The sequence below is a fragment of the Bradyrhizobium sp. PSBB068 genome, assembly GCA_016839165.1.
Classification (GTDB): Bacteria; Pseudomonadota; Alphaproteobacteria; order Rhizobiales; family Xanthobacteraceae; genus Bradyrhizobium.
In genome coordinates, this window is the sequence record CP069300.1 from 4,323,525 (window position 1) to 4,341,437 (window position 17,913).

At 67.2% G+C, this 17,913-nt stretch carries 6 protein-coding genes and 1 tRNA gene; 1 reads left to right on the forward strand and 6 read right to left on the reverse strand.

Annotated elements, in window-relative coordinates:
* Positions 1-148: 148 nt before the first annotated feature.
* The 6 genes from JQ507_20140 to JQ507_20165 all read right to left on the reverse strand — a co-directional run bounded on the left by JQ507_20140 (position 149) and on the right by JQ507_20165 (position 16,862).
* Positions 149-12,841: a filamentous hemagglutinin family protein gene (locus JQ507_20140; GenBank protein ID QRI67300.1), complete on the reverse strand. Its 12,693-nt coding sequence runs from the start codon at positions 12,839-12,841 to the stop codon at positions 149-151.
* 159 nt (positions 12,842-13,000) lie between these two features.
* A complete protein-coding gene (locus tag JQ507_20145) occupies positions 13,001-13,975 on the reverse strand; it encodes a FecR domain-containing protein (GenBank protein ID QRI67301.1) in 975 nt (324 codons plus the stop codon).
* A 47-nt stretch (positions 13,976-14,022) separates the two neighbouring features.
* The gene (locus JQ507_20150) at positions 14,023-14,574 is read right to left on the reverse strand and encodes an RNA polymerase sigma factor (protein ID QRI67302.1); all 552 of its coding nucleotides are present in this window, start codon (positions 14,572-14,574) and stop codon (positions 14,023-14,025) included.
* Positions 14,575-14,583: 9 nt separating this feature from the next.
* Positions 14,584-15,204 carry an STN domain-containing protein gene (locus tag JQ507_20155; GenBank protein QRI67303.1) on the reverse strand — a complete coding sequence of 207 codons (621 nt, stop codon included), beginning with the start codon at positions 15,202-15,204 and terminating at the stop codon, positions 14,584-14,586.
* A gap of 229 nt (positions 15,205-15,433) precedes the next feature.
* A complete protein-coding gene (locus tag JQ507_20160) occupies positions 15,434-16,507 on the reverse strand; it encodes an acyltransferase (GenBank protein QRI67304.1) in 1,074 nt (357 codons plus the stop codon).
* Positions 16,508-16,776: 269 nt separating this feature from the next.
* A tRNA-Tyr gene (locus tag JQ507_20165) sits at positions 16,777-16,862 on the reverse strand.
* Between the two features lie 194 nt (positions 16,863-17,056).
* Here JQ507_20165 and rlmB point away from each other — a divergent pair.
* Positions 17,057-17,884, forward strand: coding sequence for a 23S rRNA (guanosine(2251)-2'-O)-methyltransferase RlmB (gene rlmB, locus JQ507_20170; GenBank protein QRI67305.1), 828 nt, complete (start codon positions 17,057-17,059; stop codon positions 17,882-17,884).
* The last annotated feature ends 29 nt before the right edge of the window (positions 17,885-17,913 follow it).

Genomic DNA, 17,913 nt, shown 5'->3' on the forward strand with positions numbered 1-17,913 from the left:
GACGCTGCAGCCCCATGCAGACTGACGATCGCGTGATGTCGTGTTATCACGCGGCCTCGCTTGGTTGAGCCGCAAGTTGGCGCGACGGGTGTGCGGCCGACTCCGGGGAGCAACACTGCCGGCCGCACATCGGCTCGATCAGCCGCCTCTATTGCTGTTGCATCTGACGGCGACGATCTGCAATCAGCTGCTTCGCCTCCTCGATCGTGATCTCCCCGGCCCCCAGCACCTGATAGGCGCTGTCAGGATTTTGGCTCTGCTGATCGCGCTGGTCCCGCTTCTGATCCCGCTCCGGGCCCGGCGCCGAAGAGCCTTCTCCACCGCCATAACCGAGCACCTCGACGATGATCACCGAAGGCTGGTTGTTGTTCGATGGCGGCGGCGCGGCGGCTTGCTGCGAGGCGGCTGCCGTATTCGATGCGGCCGTCAGCGCGCCGACCGGCGGCCCCTGCACCGTCGGAACTCCACTCGAGGTGCCCTGCACCTGGATGTTCGCGGCATTGACGACCTGCAGCGCCGCAAGGTTGACGTTACCGGAGACGCGAATGCCGGCTTCACCGGCATCGATGGTGCCGAGCGGCGCAATCAGGTCGACGTTGCCGGGCCGCACTTCCGGGATCGGATTGAGCGTCGCGATGCCGGCGCCGGTCGTGGGAACGCTGGGCGACAACGTCACCTGTCCGTAATTGTCATAGACGCGCTTCGGCGGCGTATAGACCTGCGTCGTCTTGGAGCCGCGGCCGGCGTTGATGTCGCCCTCCGCCGACCAGGCGAGGATGTCGCCGCCAAAGGTGGTCATGATGCGCGACAGGCCGAGCAGCAGGCTGCCCTTCGAGTAGGTCTCGATATCGCCCTTGCCCTGGGTGATCAGGCCCGCCGAGGCCGGCGGCACGACACCCTCGACGCCGAGCAGGATTCGGCCGCCGGGCGCGAGTAACTGGATATTGCCGCCCTCGAGGGTTCGAACGCCCGCCCCGCCGAACATCGTGATGTCGCCCTGATACGCGATGGGGGCGCCTGAGGGATCACGATCCGGGAACAGTGCCGCGATCACCTGCCTGCCGCGCAGGTAGGATTTCGCTCGCGGACCGTTGGCGTCGTTGTATTCGCGGCCGCTGTCGCGCAGCTCATTGTAGTAGACCTGCCGCAGGAAGACCGCCTGCTGCTCCGGCGGCAACGATGCGAACCGCGCGCGCGCTTCCGCATCCGATCCCTTGAAACCGTAGTGCTCCGAGAGCCAGTCAACCAGATCCTTCTCGTAGGTCTTCACGACCTTGCCGGGCTGATCGGCGAGCGGCACGCCTGCCTTCGCCAGATTGGCGGGATCGAGATAGAGCAGCAGCCCACCGTAATTTGCCGCGTCCGCGCCGGCCATCATCAGCACCGAGGCACCCGGCCGATGATCGCCCGGCACCACCGCGCCGAGGCTCGTCACGGCGCCCTGGTCGGCCTGGTAGATGTTGCGCCCCGCCGTCATCATCAGCGTGCCCGGACCTGCGATCTGCTGGTTGGCGTAGATGATGTCGCGGCCGGCCGAGATCACCGAGACATCGTTATCACCGGTGTGGAAGATCAGGTTGCTGGTCAGCATCCCGTTGTATGGCAAGTCCGGCGCGCCGATCGGGGTGCCGAGGCTGACAATGTCGCGCCCCGCCATCAGTTGCATCGGCTTTGCCGCGACGTACCAGGTTCCCGCCGGCTGCGGCGTTGCGCCCCTGCCGCTGAAGACCTCGCCGCTCTTGAAGCCGACGATATCGCCGACCGCGGCATAGATCAGCGCTGGGTTCGGATCGGCGGCATGCAGATTGCTCGCGGTGTTCGGACCGAACGCGAACAGCTCGACACCACGGGGAGACAGCGAACCAAACTGCGGGAAGATCGTTCCGGTACCATTGACGTTGGTCGTCGTGGTGTCATTGCGCTGCCAGCCGACAAAGGCGGGATGGAACGGCGTCGTCAGCCCACTCAGATCGGCGCCCGAGATGTCGATCGCATAGCCGTTGGCATAGATCGAGCGGCCGGCCAGCAGTTCGAGCTGCCCAATCGGCGACGGCGCCAGCGTGAGCGGCGGCGGGATGTTGGTCGGCTGCGTGTCGTAAGCGCCATAGTAGATGCTGCCTCTGGCTGCGAGCGCCGTCAGCGTCGGCGGGTAGAGATATGTGCCGTCGGTGGGGCCATCGATGGTGTTGTTGACCGACAGATTGTTCTGGGTGGTGGGAACGAGGTTGCCACCGGCCGAGACCAGGTTGATCGCCGTCTCGTTGCGCCACAGCGAGAACCAGGTGGTGCCGCCGCCGACGTGCGGAACGCCGCCGACCGAATAGCTCGTGGTGTTCTGCTGCAGCACCCGGCCCGCATCTGCGGCGCCGGCCAGGACCAAATCGCCGCGCGCCGACAAATCGACCACGGCATCGCCGGGGATGATCAGCAGTCCGCCGAAGCCGAGTCCCTTGTTGGCGGTCGACGGCTCTGGCCAACGCGGGTCGGCGGCGAGCTTCGCGCCATAGGTCAGGTTGATCCCGCCGATGGTTCCGGCCTGCACGTCGATCAGACCACGCAGGTTGGTCAGCACGCCGCTGGTTTCGCTCGTGACCCTCGTGGTCATCAGCGTCGGTTGCAGCGGGTTGAGCCGGCCGCCGATCTTGACCTGCATGTCGCCGCCGCCGGTCAGGATCAGCTGTCCGTCCGGCGTGATGCGCCCGGTCGAGCCAACCGTGATGTTCAACGCAGTCGAGCTCGTCGCCTGGTTGGTGGCGGTTTGCGTCGCCAGGACACCGGCATCGCCGCCTGCCAGGACGGTGACGTTACCGCCGCCGAGCGTGCCGAAGCCGGTGAAACCGACCAGCGCCAAAGGTGTCGCATCGGGATCGCGCGGCTGTGGAAGTGCAACGGTGCCGAAATTGATCCACCACGCGGTTTGCTGGCCGGTGATGTTGCCGCCTTGGCGCCAGAGCCAGTTGCCCGGGTTGCCGTCCTGAATGCCGCCAGGATTGCCGGACGTGCCGGTCAGGTTGCCCTGCGCCGCCACCAGCAGATTGCCGCCGCCTTCGGGATACCAGGCGTGATAGACGCTGCCGGCTTGACCGTTGACCTGTCCCTCATACGAGGCACCGGTGTTTCCGAGCACGGAGCTGCCGATCGGTCGGCCCCGCGGCAGATCATATGGATTGGAGCCGTCCGCCGCCAGGAGCGCCGGCGACTGCGCGCCGGCCGTGTAGATGCCGAACGATGTTCGCATCTTGAGATCGGAGCTGCTTAGCAGTTCAAGATCACCGGTGCCTGTCCGCACCACGCTCGGCAGCGGGAACTGCGTCACGGCGGATGCACCCCCGGCGCTCCAGGCGCAGTAATCCGGGAGATTTTCACAAATGTACGGATCGTCGGCCGTTTTCCCCGGCGTTCCGAACGGATTGGTGCCATCGCCCATGTTTGCCCAGACCCAGCCGGCGGGCTGAATCGAGACGACAGCCATGACCGAGGTGTCTGCAAGCACCAGGCTCCCCGCCTTGGCGCTGCGCGGCCGCAGTGCACGGCTGTCGGCAGCGGTGACGTCCGCGCCGGCCACGAGGCGCAGCGACCATGATTGTGATCCCTGCGGCAGCAGCGGCGCCGCGGCCCAGATCCCGCTCGGGGTCGGGTCGTCGCGCAGTTTCACGAACGGTGCGTCATTCGGCAGCTTGACGACCGTCGCCGCTGGAATGACGGCGCCGATCTGCAGCGTAAGCGCGCCGTTCAGCGTCATTGCGATGGGCAGCGGTACGTCCTTCGGCCAAAGCATCGGGCCGACGCTGATGCTGGACGCGAACCGGTTGCCGGCGCCGATGATCGTGCCGACGGGCAGCCGGGTGCTCTGCTGCAGCAACGTGCCGCGTGGATAGATCACCGCGCCGGACGCATTGCGCACATCTGCGCGCAGCACCGTGCCTGCGGGCAGCGTCAACACGCCACGTAGCGGCGCGTCGGCGGGAAGCACGGTGTTTGCCGGCAATGAGAATCCCTGGACCGGCAGGTCGTAGTTCAGCACGCTGAACCGCGGGAAAAGCGTTCCGCTCGCCAGCACCACGCCGGCCTTCGGAATCACGACATCGCTGCCATATGGCTGCGCACCCTTGATCAGGAGCCGGGCGACCTCCGGCGTATTGGTGCCGTCGGTGCCCGCAACCGGCGGCGCGCCGAAGCCGTCGCTGACATTGCCGAACACATTCAGATTGCCGCCGGCGCGGATCACCAGGCGGCCCGGCTCGCCGGAGCCGTAGACGGCCGTCTTCGCGGAATTGGGGTTGAGGCTGTCATAACGGTAGCGGGACAGGTCGATGTCACCTGAGATCGTCAGGTCGCCGTTCGGTGTCGCGCTCGTGATCTCGACGCCCGGCCGCAGGTGAAAGGCATCGGCATAGGCGCGCAGCCCGCCGAGACGGCCCTGCAAGTCGCCGTTCTGCAACGCCGCCGCGACGAACGCCGCACTGGAGGCATGCACGGTGTCCATCAGGCCCTGGTTGATGATGCCGCCGGCGGGCTTGTAAGTACGGAAGCCATTCACCGCGATGCTGCGTGCACCCGCGATGGTCACCGGCCCTGCCGCATCGATCGCCACGTCGTTGGCGCCGTCGCCGCTGCCGCCCGCGCCGCCGAGCCGCGGCGCGCTCAACTCGATCGTGCCGCGCGCGACATTGTCCGCCGAGCGCACGTCGATCCGCGCGCCGGGAGAGAGAGCGAGCCGGCCCTGCGTCGTGGTCAGTTCCACCACCGCCCGGTTCGGCGCATCGATCGGCTGGCCATAGCTGTCGACGCGAAGCACCGTGCCGTGGGCATCGAGCACCGAGCCGCTGCCCAACGTCAGTCCGTCGCGTGCAGCGAGCCGGATGGTGCCGACGCGCTCGCCGCTGGCATCGATGCGGCCATTGACGGTCAGGCGGCCGCCATCCACCGACACGCTGATGCTGCTGGCCACCAGTTCGTCACCGATGGCGAGGTCGCCCTGCTTGAGCTGGAAGTTGCGCGCCCCGGTCACGCCGGCGAGCGTGAGCCGCTGGTTCAGCCCGGCGAAATCGTCGATCGTCTGCGCGCGCACGTCGATGCTGCCGGCAAGGAACGGCACCATCGTGCCACCGGCGTCGTAGTGCCCCGAGGCGCTGCCGCGGAGCGAGCCGCCCAGCACCACGTGCCCGGCTGCGGCATCGAGCGCCGTCGCCGACAATGATCCGGCGCGATTGTTCACCGCCGAGACGTCGATGACCGATCCGGCCGCCTGGGTGATGTTGCCATGCGCGCTTTCCAACGCGACGTCGCCGCCCCAGCTGTAGCGCACCGCGTCGAGCAGGCTGACGGTTCGCCCTGCCATGTCGATGCGCGCCGCATCGCTCAGCGCGATGTCGCCGTTCGCGGAGACGGTCAGCTTGCCGCTCGGCAGCACGACGGCGCTGGAGATCGCCACTGAGCTGCCGGTCAGGCCGATCTCGGCGCCGAACGCCGCCGGGCCTGCTGCGGCCGGCCCGCCGGTGCCGGTCAGGTTGAGCGCACCGCCGGCGGTGATGCGGTTGATCGAGCCGGAGTCGCCGGTCAGCACCGGAGTGATCAGATTGAGGTTGCCACCGCTGTAGCTGTATCCCACGCCGGTCTGGTACGCGCCCTGACTCTCATACACAGACAATGTATTGCGGTTGTTCGCGGTGATCCGGCCGCGCGCCGTCACGTTGACCGTGGAGAAGCCGAGCGCCAGGCGGTCGAGCGTCACCTGGGTGTCCGGCCTCGCCTCGCTGGGATAACCGAACACCACTTCATCGGCGACGATATTGAGTGTGCCGTGGCCGGTGCCGGCGCCGCGCGTGATCACCGCGCCGGGCGGCAGGCTGCGCGGTTCGTTTCTGCCGGTGCGCAGGACGCAATCGCTGATGCCGTTCCAGACCAGTTGCCCGGTGGTGAGCGTGGCGCGGTCGCCGGCCGTCCCGAGGCCGTAGATCGCCGGTGTGTTGAGCACGAGCGAACGCAGGCTGGACTGGCCAGTCACCGGATCAATGGTCGAGAGATTCAGCGAGCCGTAGAAATTGATCGACGACTGCGCCGTCAGGATCAGGCTCTCCAGCTTGGGAGCACCGATCACGGCGTTGCCGGCCAGCAGGCGGCCGAACACGTCCTGGTTCAGCACCAGACCGTCGGGCAGCACACCGGCGCTCCGCGCCGCGGCGATCGCCGTCGCGTCGCCGATATTCACATTCGGCGTGATCAGCGAAAGATAGCGCGCGCCGTAACGCATGCCATCGGCGATCGACAGCGCTCCCTTCTGGACACCAAAGGCAAGCATGCCTTCGGTCGCGATGGTGGCGGCGCCGATCGTGATGCCGCCGGCGCCACTACCGGGCGGATACGCCGGCAGGTCGATCCAGCCGTTCGAGACGATCATCATGTTCCCGGATCCGCCAATGCTGTAGGCGAAGCCGTCGCTCGACGGCATCACCGTCGCAGGGCCAGTCCCTGTCGTGTCGATCCGCGCGCCGTCCTCGATCCGGATGCCGCCGGCGCCGGCCGTGATGAACACCTCCGGCGCCCGCAGCACGGCGCCGCCACGCACCGCAACCGTGGTGGCGAAACCGGTGGTCCCCACGTAGCCAAGGTCGAGATAGAGCTGTTGGCCGCCGCCGATCGAAATCCTGGCGGCGCCGATCGCATCGAGGTCCGCCGCACGCACCGAGGCGAAGCCGGCTGTCGGCGTCGCGTTGGGTCCAAGAATTTCGAGACGCCCATTGTACGGCGTATCGATGCTGACCGTGCCGCCATAGCCGCCGCTGCCCGGCGTCAACAAAGCCTGCCCGGCAAATGAGAACGACGGGCTGCCTGCCGGCGGCGCCGAAAGAATGAGCTGCAAGACGGCAGCATCGGCAGGCAGACTCGGGCGCGGCTGTCCGGTACGCGCGGCGGTCGCGAGCATGAAGCTCGTGTAGTCCTGCTCATTGTACTGCGAATAGCTGCGCACCGTCGTGCCGGGTGTGATCACCGCCAGATTGGGCTGGCTGGCCTGGATCGAGGTGTTGGCGACGCTGCCATAGGCAGTCGTCACGTAGGAGCCGTTCGGCAGTGCGACCGTACGGCCTCCGGTCTGGGTCTGCGCACCGAGTTCGACGCGGAACGCGCCGGGCAGCAGCGCATACGAGGCCGGCATCAGCGTGTAGGTTCCCGCCGCAAGGCCGGGCACGCCGCCACCGACCGTGATGCGCTGCCCGATCGACGGCGCCGCACCCTGGCTTGCCGGCACGATCGGCGCATAATCCGGATTCGCGCTCGGGACGATCGCGAACACCTGGTTCTTCAGGTTGCTGTAGCTGTTGCCCGGATTGGCGGCGGCCAGCGGATTGAGCAGCACATCGACCGAGCCGCCGCGGCCGCTGATGAAGCCGGCGCCGAGCAGCTGGCCACCGCCGGAGAGATCGAGCAGCGCACCGCTGGCCACCGTCACTGCGGGACCGGACAGGCTGATGCCGCCGACCGTCTCGCCGTACACGCTGACGCCATTGATGGCTTGCGTCACCGCGGCCCCGTTGTAATTGTACACGATGCCGTCGACGGTGCCGCCATAGGGCATCGCAAGGCCCGCGGCACTCACCGACGTGATGCTGCCCGGCAGCAGATCGATTTGCTGCGCGCCCGTCAGCTTCCTTCCTACGGCCGGGCTGCCGAGAATGAGCGTGCCAAACGGCGCGCGCACGATCCCGCCCTGCTCGATCGTCTTGCCGTAGACGGCAAGCCGGCCAAACACCGAGAACGGCGGCGCCGGCGCATAGGACGTGGTGCGGCCGAACCGCACAAGCTCACTGGCCTCGACGATCACCTTGGCGTTGCTGACCGGATAGATCTGCGCCGCGTCGAGCTCGAGCGTGCGGGAGCCATAGGTGTCGCCGGTGACACGGATGTCGCCTCGGCTGACCACACGGACCTGATCGATGCCGGCGATGCTGGTCAGCGCCGACGTCGAATTGTCCGCCTGCATGATTGCGGTGTTGAGCGGTTCGAAAGAGCCGGCGAGATCGACGAGATCGGCGTTGACGGTCAGCTGCGCGGTGCCCGTCTTGGCTGGTTGGGTGCCCAGCGAGGTGCCGAAACCGGGTTGCCTGGCACCGGTCACGCTGCCCGGACGCGGCTCGAGCGCGCCTTCGCTCGACGAGAACGAGACGCTCCCGAACGAGACATAAGGCGCCGCAAGGTCGATCCGTTCGTTGCCTCCCTTGGCGACGAGGTTGCCGAATATCCTGAGGCTCTGCGGCAATTTGAGCTGAACGTCGCCGTCGAATGCAATGGTCTCCGAGTAGAGGCGAAGGTTGGCGAAGCCGCCAGCCGCGACCTGGTCGGCGCCGACGCGCCCGTGCCCGAACTGCAGAGCCGGATCACGCGCCCCCCACGCCAGATCCGGCGCAAGGCCGCTCGCGCCGGCCTGCGCCGCGACCTCCAGAATGCGGAACTTGCGCACCTCGTTCGGAGCCGGCCGATCGGGCGAGTTACCGTAGCTCGGCGTCACCAGCGCCAGCGACAGCGTGCCACCGGCAGCACCCTCGCCGCCGGCCCGTGCCGTCATGGTGCCATCGAGATAGAAGCCGCTCAGCGCGCTGATGGCGATGCTGCCGCCCGCGCCCGCCAGCGTGAGCGGATGCACGGAGTTCGCAGCATCCACCACGTCGATGACCGCACTGGCGCCGGATGCGTCGAGACGCGCGCCGGGCCGCACGATGACAAAGCCTAGGCCGGCCGGTGCGATCGCGCCCGGAGCCTCGCTGTCGTCACCCAGCGTGATCCTGCCGCCGGCGTCCGCAAAGCCATAGCGGCGACCGGCGCGATCGATCGCCACGGCGCTTTGGCCCGCGACGTCGAGCACCGCATTGCCGTCGAGCCAGATCGACCGCGGCCCGATGAAGGGATCACCGGGATTGCCGTTCTGAAGGACATCGATCCGGCCACCGGCAGCCGTCAGGCGGCCATCGACATTGATCTGACCCGGGCTGCGCAGCGTGATCGCATGTCCCGGATCGACCGTCACGCGCGCCTGCGTGCCGATCGTCAGCGATCCCCTGGACTGATCAAGGTTCGATTGCAACGTCAGGTCGGCGCCGCCGCGGCGGATCATGCGCGCCCCAACCGGATCCTCCGAATAGAGCGGCGGCAGCCAAAGCGTCAGCGCCGACGACGGATCGCTACCGCTTGCCACGTTCGACGCGGTTTCGGTGAAACGATAGACCGGCATCACCGCGTCGAGAGTAGCGTGGCTCGCCACCATCAGGCCGAGATGGCCGTTCACGTCGTAGCTCGCAAACCCGGTACGGAACAGCGCCGTGTCGATTTCGGTCAGCGGCGCGACGGCATAGCTGCGCGATGCGACCGTGCCGGTCGGGATCATGGTGCCGACGGTGAAATGCAGCGGCACCGGCGCAGCATCCCCTGCGTTGAAGGTCACCCGCGTGCCGACCAGTGCGATACCGTTCGGAAAGACGCCGGCGTCGACCTTGAAACCGAGGGGGAGCTTTGACGACGGATCGGTCATGACCCAGGTGCCGGGTGGGATCTGCGTGCCGGGCCAATAGGTGTGACCGGCGAGATCCGAGAAGTTGAGGCCGCTGGGAACGGTCCATCCGCTCGGTCCGATCAAGAGCGGCTTGCTCTGTGTCGCATTCACGGCGACGGATGCCGGCGCGGTGTCGCCGGGCGCAAGATAGGTGATCGACTCATCATAGTTGAACGGCACGGCCGCGCCAGCCGGAATGAACAGCTCCTCTGCGAGCCGCAGATTGACTTGCGCCTTCTCGCCGGCTCCCAGCACGCCATCGGTCGCCAGCGCCTTGCCGCCGATCACGATCGCCGGACCGCTGCCGATCACGAGCTTGCCGCCGCCGTTCACGCCGAAGCCGTCGATCTGCCCGTCAAGCACCAGGCGACCGCCGACCGAGGGACCGCCGACCGAACGATCGTCGGCGATCAGGGTCACATCGCCACCCTTGCCGCCTCGTGTCTTGCCGTTCTGCAGGACCGCCGCCCCCGACGACACGTCGATGCTGCTGCCGCTCGCCAGCGTGACGCCCTGCGTCGAGTTGAAGCTGACGCTGCCGCCGTTGATGAAGGCAAGCCCGGAGAGATCGTCCGGCGAGCCGAGCGCGTTGGTCCACAGCCCGCGCGCATCGATGGTTGCATCGGCGCGCACGGTCAGTTGCGCAAGCCCGTCCGCCGTCGTCAGCACAATCGGCGAGAGCGCGGCCAGATCCGGCCTGAGAATGTTGGTGACGCTGATGCTGCCCGAGCGGGCGGTGATGTCGGCCTTGATATCGACAATCGGCGCGATGAGCTCGACCTGCGCGCCGCGCGCGAAACTCAGCGGCGCCTCGGTCGAGATCGACCGCTTCGCGGCCACGCCGAGCCCGCCCAGTCCGAAGCCGTTGATCGTTCCGGCGTCGAACCAGCCGGTATTGACCCGGTCGAGTGGAATCGCCGCAGCCGGATCGAGCCCCGCCGAGATCGACGCCACGCTGCCGAACCTGACGTCCGTCGTGGACGCATTGACCAGCCCGCGCGCATCGTAGAGGCCGAGCTGCAGCGCACCGGCCAGCGGCGCGGTGTTCTGCGTCAGCTTGTAGCCGTCGGTGACACCGGCGGGACGCGCGGCGATTTGCCGTCGTCCATTGATCACGTCGGCAAGGATCGCTCCCTCGAACACCGAGGTCGGCGTCGACAAGATCAGCCGGCCGGCATCCCGGCCAACGGTGTAACCGTTCTCCCAGCGCATGGCCGATCTGCCGAACGGGCTGAGATAGACCTCGACGACATTCCAGTGCGCGTGATTGACCACGAAGCCGTTCGCAACCGTCGCATAGCCGAGGTCGGAGGGCGCGTCGTTGACGTTGTAGACACGGCCGTCGCGGCCGAGCAGATAGGTTTGCGGCAGGTATCCGCCCTGGAACTGGACCGATCCGCCGGACAGGTTGAAGATGGATCCGCGCTGCGCGACCACCTCCGGCGCCGACAAGGTGATGTCGCCGCCGACCGCGGCCCACTCGCCGATCTTGTGGCTGGTGTTGTTGAGATAGCCGCCGACCTCGAGCAGACCGCCCGCGGTGTAATAGCGATCCGACGCGTAGCCGCCGGTGCCGGCGGGAACCAGCGTGAGATCGCGGGCGTCGATCCAGACGTTCTTGTTGATCAGCACCGAGCCGTCGCGGTTCTGCGGCGAGTCGCGCAGCTCATTGCCCTGGACGTTGACCTTGATGGCGTTGGCCGACATCGGCAGCATCACGTCCCGGGCACCCGACACGTCGATAACGGCGCCGGTCGCGGCGAACACCCGCTTGCCCGCCGAGACCGCCACCTGACCGCCCGACGCCAGCGTCAGCGAGCCGTTCTGGAAGTTGACGAGGCCACCGCTCACGATCTCGACGCGGGACCGGTCCTCGCGATCGGCAAGCCGGGACAGGTTGTCGAACTGGCCAAGGTTCTGCGTGGCGCGGATGGCATTTTGCGTGGCGGAGTCGGCGATCAGCGCATCGCGCTGCGAGTTCAGCGCGGTCTCCGCGGAATCGAGCTCGGGCAGCACCGTGGTGAGGCTGCCGGCCGCGAGCGTGACCGTGCCGCCGGCATCTGCGGCCGAGTTCAACAAATGGATCGTGCCGCGCTGATTGACCGAGGTGGTCGAGACCAGCACGCCGTTTTGGGTGATCGCATGTCCGGCGAGCGTGATGTCGCCCTGCTGGGCGAAGATCAGCCCGCTATTGCCGACCCCGCCGCTGCCGCTTCCGGCGCGGATGATTGGCACCACTTCGCTGCCGCGGGTGGTCGAGACCTGGTTGGCGGTGGTGCCGAGCCCGAACCGCAGGATGAAGTCGTCGCCCGCCGCCAGCAGCGCCTGCCCCTTCGGGGTCGCGATCGATCCGGCATTGTCGACGGCGCTGCCAAGCAACGCAACGAAGCCGCCGCCCGACTTCACCGAAGCCGGCGCGCTGGTGGTGATCAACGCACCGGCCTCGACCACGATCCTGCCGCTGGCTCCGCTGAAGCTCGGCAGATAGTTCGGACCGCTCTGCGGCGAATAGATTCCGCTTGCGAGAAATTGCTGGTCGGTGATACCGGCCGTGGATGCGATCAGCGAGCCGACATTGATCTGGCTCGCGCCGCCGAAGATGATGCCGTTCTGGTTGATGACCAGCACCTGCCCCGGCGCGTTGATGCGTCCGAGGATCTGGCTCGGGCCGGTGTTGCCGACGACGCGGTTGAGCGCGGTCCAGCTGGCGGCCTGCTGGTTGAAATTGACCGTGGTCTGGCTGCCGACGTTGAAGCTCTGCCAGTTCAGGATCGCCTGCGGCGCGGTCTGATTGACGGTGACGGTGGTCTGGCCGCCGCCTGCCGCCTGCAACGGCAGATCGGCGCCCTTCCACAGATTGGAGCCCGGCACCGCGCCGGGCGCGACCTGGAGCCCGCCCGGCGCAAGGCCGTTCGGCACCGCAAGCTGCGGCAGCGTGGTCGAGCCCTGCCGTACAGCGGCGGCGCCCCGCGCGGCGGCCTGCGCAGCCTGCAATGCCTGGATCGCCTGCGAGGCTCGCGTCAGCGCGCCCTGGCTCTGCCTTGCAGCCTCGGTGGCCTGCTGGGCCGCAGCGGTTGCCGCATCGCTGGCGATCGTCGGCGCCGACATCGTTCCCGCGTTGATCCCGAACGGCCGTGCAAGTGCGCCCTGCTGCCCGGTCAACATCAGCGCGAACGCGCTTGCGCCGGCCAGAAGCAGACGACGCGTCGACAGCTGCTGCACCCCGCCTTGCGTCACGGAAGCTTTGCCGACCATCCCGGTGCGGCTGGTCTGTGGAGCATGCGGCTTGGCGGACATCGGACTTCTCTCATCGAGCACAGGCGGGACAGCGGCCGCGGCCATCTCGTTGGCGTTGCGGTCTTCCCTGAGAGTCCCGAGACCGGTCACAACCGAAAAAATAACTCGTCCCTTTGTCGCCGGATGCGGCAACGCCTGGGCGCGCAAGGCCACGCCCGATCATCCCAGCAGGACGATTCCGCCAGGCAGATTGGTGATCGTCGCACCGAAAACCTGTTGAATCTGCCCAACGACACCATCGACATTGGCGATCAGAAAGCGGGCATTGAACAGCCTGCGTCCCAGCGCCGCATTGGTCACGATGATCCGTCCCGGGCGATAGCGGTTGATCTCCTCGACCGCCTCCGACAACGGCGTGCCGTGGAACACCAGCACCCCCGCCTGCCACGCCGTCACCGCGGCCGGATCGATCGAGGTCACCGCCCCGAGGTCTCCCGCGGCATAGATGATCTGCTGTTGCGGGCGCAGCCGAACCGCGCGCGCCGCCGATGCGACCTCCACTTCACCGGCAATGCAGGTGGTGGAGACCGCACCTCCAACAAGATGGATATTGAAGGTCGCTCCCTCCGCCACCGCGCGCGCATCCCCGGCGAGCACTTCGACGCGATGCGAGCCGAGAGCCGTGACCGCGGCCTCGCCGGACAGGAGTTCGATACGCTCGGTTCCAGCTTGCGCAGTCCGCAACGCGATACTGGTTCGCGTGTTCATTTCGATCGACGAGCCGCCGGGGAGCGCGATGTTGCGCTGCTCGCCGATTGCCGTCCGGTAATCGGCAGCAAGCTCCGAGACCGAGGGCCACAAGCCGAGCGGAGGACGGACGGCGAGATAGGCTGCCGCCGCCGTCGAGGCGGCCAGCGCCCCGCCGATGAAGGCGCGCCGCGCCATATGCGGCCTTGGTGCGATACGCGCGTGGTCGCGCCAAGCCGCTGACCCGGCCGCTGCGGGTCCGATCGTGTCCCAGACCCGGCACGCCCGGGCAAATGCATCTGCACGCACCGGATCGACGGCCGCCCACTGCTTGAACGCCTCGATATCGGCCCCATTGGCCTTGCCCGCGGCGAAGCGAAGCAACCAGTCCTGTGCCTCGCGGTCGAGCGCGTCGAGCAATGCCGCCGGATGGTCCGTGCTCCTCATCGTACCGTTGCTTCCCCGCGACTGGCCCGCAGTCGATCCATGGCCTCTCAATCCTCAGAGTCTTTTCGCGTCCTCGGACCGAATCTTTGAACGACATCCCGCCCAAGCCGGAGCGCGCAATGCGCCAGCGCATGTTTCAACTCGAGCTCAACCAGCCGCTGCGAGATCCCGAGACGAGCGGCGATGTCGCGCAGCACGATGCCGTCCAGCCGCGACAACAGCAAGATCTGGCGCCGGCGCGGCGTCAATTCCGCCAGCGCCCGCCTCAGCGCCTCCACTTCGGACCTCGCGTTCGCGGCACGTTCCGGATCGGGAGCTTCGTCGACGAGGCCGATCGCGGCCTTGGCGTCCGACAAGGTCACCAGGCGCTTCTCGCCCCTCCAGTGCGACAGCGCGGCATGGAAAGCCATCTGGATCAGATAGCTTCTCGGGCTGCGCAGCTCGCCCGGCGGAGCCGCACGATCGAGCCGCAACCAGGTGTCGTGCAGCACGTCGTTGGCAAGCTCGGCCGAGCCCAGCCGCCGTGTCAGCCTGGCGCGCAGGTCATCGTAACCGAGAACGAAGAGTTGCCGCAGCAGATCGCGATTGGAGTGGTTCATGCGCGGCCGTTACCTCGGCCCGCTCGCGGCACGGCCACACCCGACCGGCTCGCCTGGCGCCTGCGCGAGAATCGCGATCGTGACCGGCTGCGGCATATCCGCCGGCGGCGCTCCGAGCGACAACCTTTGCAGCGTGCCGACAACATCGACGCTCCGCTGCGTGCCCGTCGAGATATCGAACAGCTGGGCGCGCTCGATCAGGCCGGACGCCGCAATCCAGACCTTGAGCAGCACATCGACGTCGCGCGGCCGGGTCTCGGCGTGGGCGCACAGGGCACGAGAGACCTCCTTCTGGAGCGTCGCGAAATATGATTGATCGGTCGCGCCGGCGACCCGGATCGACGCCGACGAGACAAGCGTGAAGCTGCGCATGCCGGTGCTGCGCGCAGTCAGTCCGCTTCCTGCGAGAAGTTCGCGCAACGCCGCTTTTGGTTCCAGCACGCCGTGAATGGCGCGAGAGCGCTGCCCGGCCACGAGTGCGCCGTCGTAAAACACCTCAAGCCCCGTGGCGGCGCTGTAGGCGTCGAGCGCGCTGGCCAACGGCTGGGCTGCAATCTCGAAACGAACCTGCTCGTCCTGCGCAGCATCGGCGCTATCGGCAAGAAAAAACAAGCTCAGTCCGACAAACACGGTCCGCCACAACACCACGCCTGCGGGTCGCGGCAGATGAAGAGCCGCGAACATGGGCGGAATCCCAGCTTCATACAATCGTCACGTGTCAGTCACTCTAGTCAGCGTTCGTTACAGTTCATTGACACACCTTGGATGTGCAATGCCCCGGACATGCAGACCTATCCGCGCATGCGATGACCGATCGAGGCCTGCGACCTCTGTCGCCTTGCGCCGGCTGATTGGCCTTTCAAGTACCCGCCTGAACCCGTCGCAAGCGCCGCAGGCCGCGGATCGCATCGCGCGCCGGCACCTCGAGCACGACATGCGCGCCGATCGACACCGCGACGGTCGTTCCGGCCAGCAGGCCGAAAATCGCCGGGGACCAGGTGTCGAGCGGGCCGAACGTCGTCATGAACGTGGTCAGGATGATGAAATGCGTCATATAGATCGAGTAGGAGATGACGCCGAGGAAGTGCATCGGCTTCGACCCAAGCAGCCGCGAACTGAGCGAATCCTCGCCGGTTCCAGCGAGCACCACGAACGGCCACACGAACACCAGCATCTGCGGGTTGGTCGGCCCGCGATAGGCCAGCAGCACAATGAGCGCGACGCCGCACCAGATCGCGCCGGAAAATCGCGTGCACGCGGCATGAAGCCCGTCGCGGCGCTGGAAGCTTGCGAAGGCGAGCCAGCCCGACACGAATCCGCAGGTTGCCCGCCCCAACGGGACCCAGTAGCTCACCTGGCTTTCCGGGACGCTGCCGATGCTGCCTTCAAAAAAGTAGCGAGCGAACAGCCAATAGCCGACGGCGGAGCAAAGCACGATGCCGAGAAACCTGGCGGCAGCCGTGGGCGGCGCGTTCCGGAACAGCAGCAGCGGGAACAGCGCAACGTAGCAAAACCACTCGGCCGAGAGCGACCAGGCCGGCGCGTCCCAGTGCATGCCGGTGCCGATCACGGGCCATCCATTCAGCATGACGAGCTGCAGCGCGAAGTCCAAGGCAGCGCGGCTGGCGGGATAGGTGACTGGATCGATCAGGCGCGGCCACACATAGAGCGCGCCGGCAGAGATCAGGCAGACCAGATAGAGCGGATAGACGCGGGCAATGCGCGCCGTCAGATAGTCCGAGAAGCGGAACGTGTCGCGGCTGTAGACATAGGACAGCGTGAATCCGCTGAGGCAGAAGAACAGGTCGACGGCGTTGTGCCACATGAATGCGGCGCCGGCATTGGCAGGAAAGGCATTCTTGAAATGCGCGAGAGCAACGGCCATGGCGGCTGCCCCTCGCAGACCGGTCAACGCCCGCAGCTCCTGCCGCATTCCCGCGCCCCCGCCTCGCGGGATTTTTCCCGCGCAAGGGCGAGTGCTACCACTCCCGGGAGCGCAGACACAATTGGAGCGGTTGGATTGCCCACTTAAACCGCAGCGGCAGCCGGTCTCCTCGGTTCATCCCTGCCGGCAGCGCCACGCTTCGACGTCGGCCTCGGTGCGGGTCGCGAGGAAGACACCCGATGCGGCGAATCAAGATCGGTCGTGAGCTGGATAGCTGGATCAAAAACCGCAACCGCAGCGGTGCTGCAATGTCGGGCTGGTGGGGGAGGCAGGACTCGAACCTGCGAAGCCATGAGGCGGCTGATTTACAGTCAGCTCCCTTTGCCACTCGGGACACTCCCCCGTCCAACAGCGTCGAACCGGCCGCGCGAGTGGCGGCGGACCGGGTCATCGAAATGACGCTGATAACCGGCCGACCCGAAGCGGGTGCGCGGTCGGGCGCGTTTATGGGGGAAGGCGGTCCCCAAAGTCAACCAAGCGGGCGCGCAATTTGCCGGTTAAATTGCCATTCTGCGACACCCGTGACACAAGCCTCACATGAGCGACCGCGACCGCAGACCTAATTTCCGAGGCAAGGGCGGTAAACCCTTCCAAAAAGGGCCGAAATTCGGCCGCCCGCAAGGCCGGCGGGACCGCGAATCCGGTTCCGACGGGCCGGTGATTCTGTATGGCTGGCACACGGTGGCGGCCGCGCTCGCAAACCCGGACCGGCAGATCCGCAAGCTTTACCTCACCGAGAACGCCGCCAAGCGCCTCGCCGAGGAGAACATCGCGACCCGCGTCACCCCGGAGATCGTCCGGCCCGGCGATATCGACCGCCGCCTCACCCCCGATGCCGTGCATCAGGGCCTCTTGGCGGAGGCCGATCCCCTGCCCTCGCCCGATATCGACACGCTGGCGCAGGAAGGCATCGTGCTGGTGCTCGACCAGATCACCGACCCGCACAATGTCGGCGCCATCCTGCGCTCGGCGGCGGCATTCGCCGTGAAGGCGATCGTCACCACCGCCCGCCACAGCCCGGAGGCAACCGGCGTGCTGGCGAAGTCGGCCTCCGGCGCGCTCGAGCTGGTGCCTGTCGTCACGGTGCAGAACCTGGCGCGCGCGCTGAACGAGCTGAACGAGCACGGCTTCCAGACCGTCGGGCTCGACAGCGAGGGCACCGAGGATCTCGGCAAGGTTCAATTGCAACAGCCGCTCGCGCTGGTGCTCGGCGCCGAAGGCAAGGGCCTGCGGCAATTGACGCGCGAGACCTGCCGCGTGGTCGCCCGCCTCGACATGCCCGGCGCGATCAAGAGCCTGAACGTGTCGAACGCCGCCGCGCTCGCGCTCTATATCGGCGCCAGCCGGCTTGGGCTGATGGGTTAGCTTGATATCCGGATCGGCCGCGGCACTTG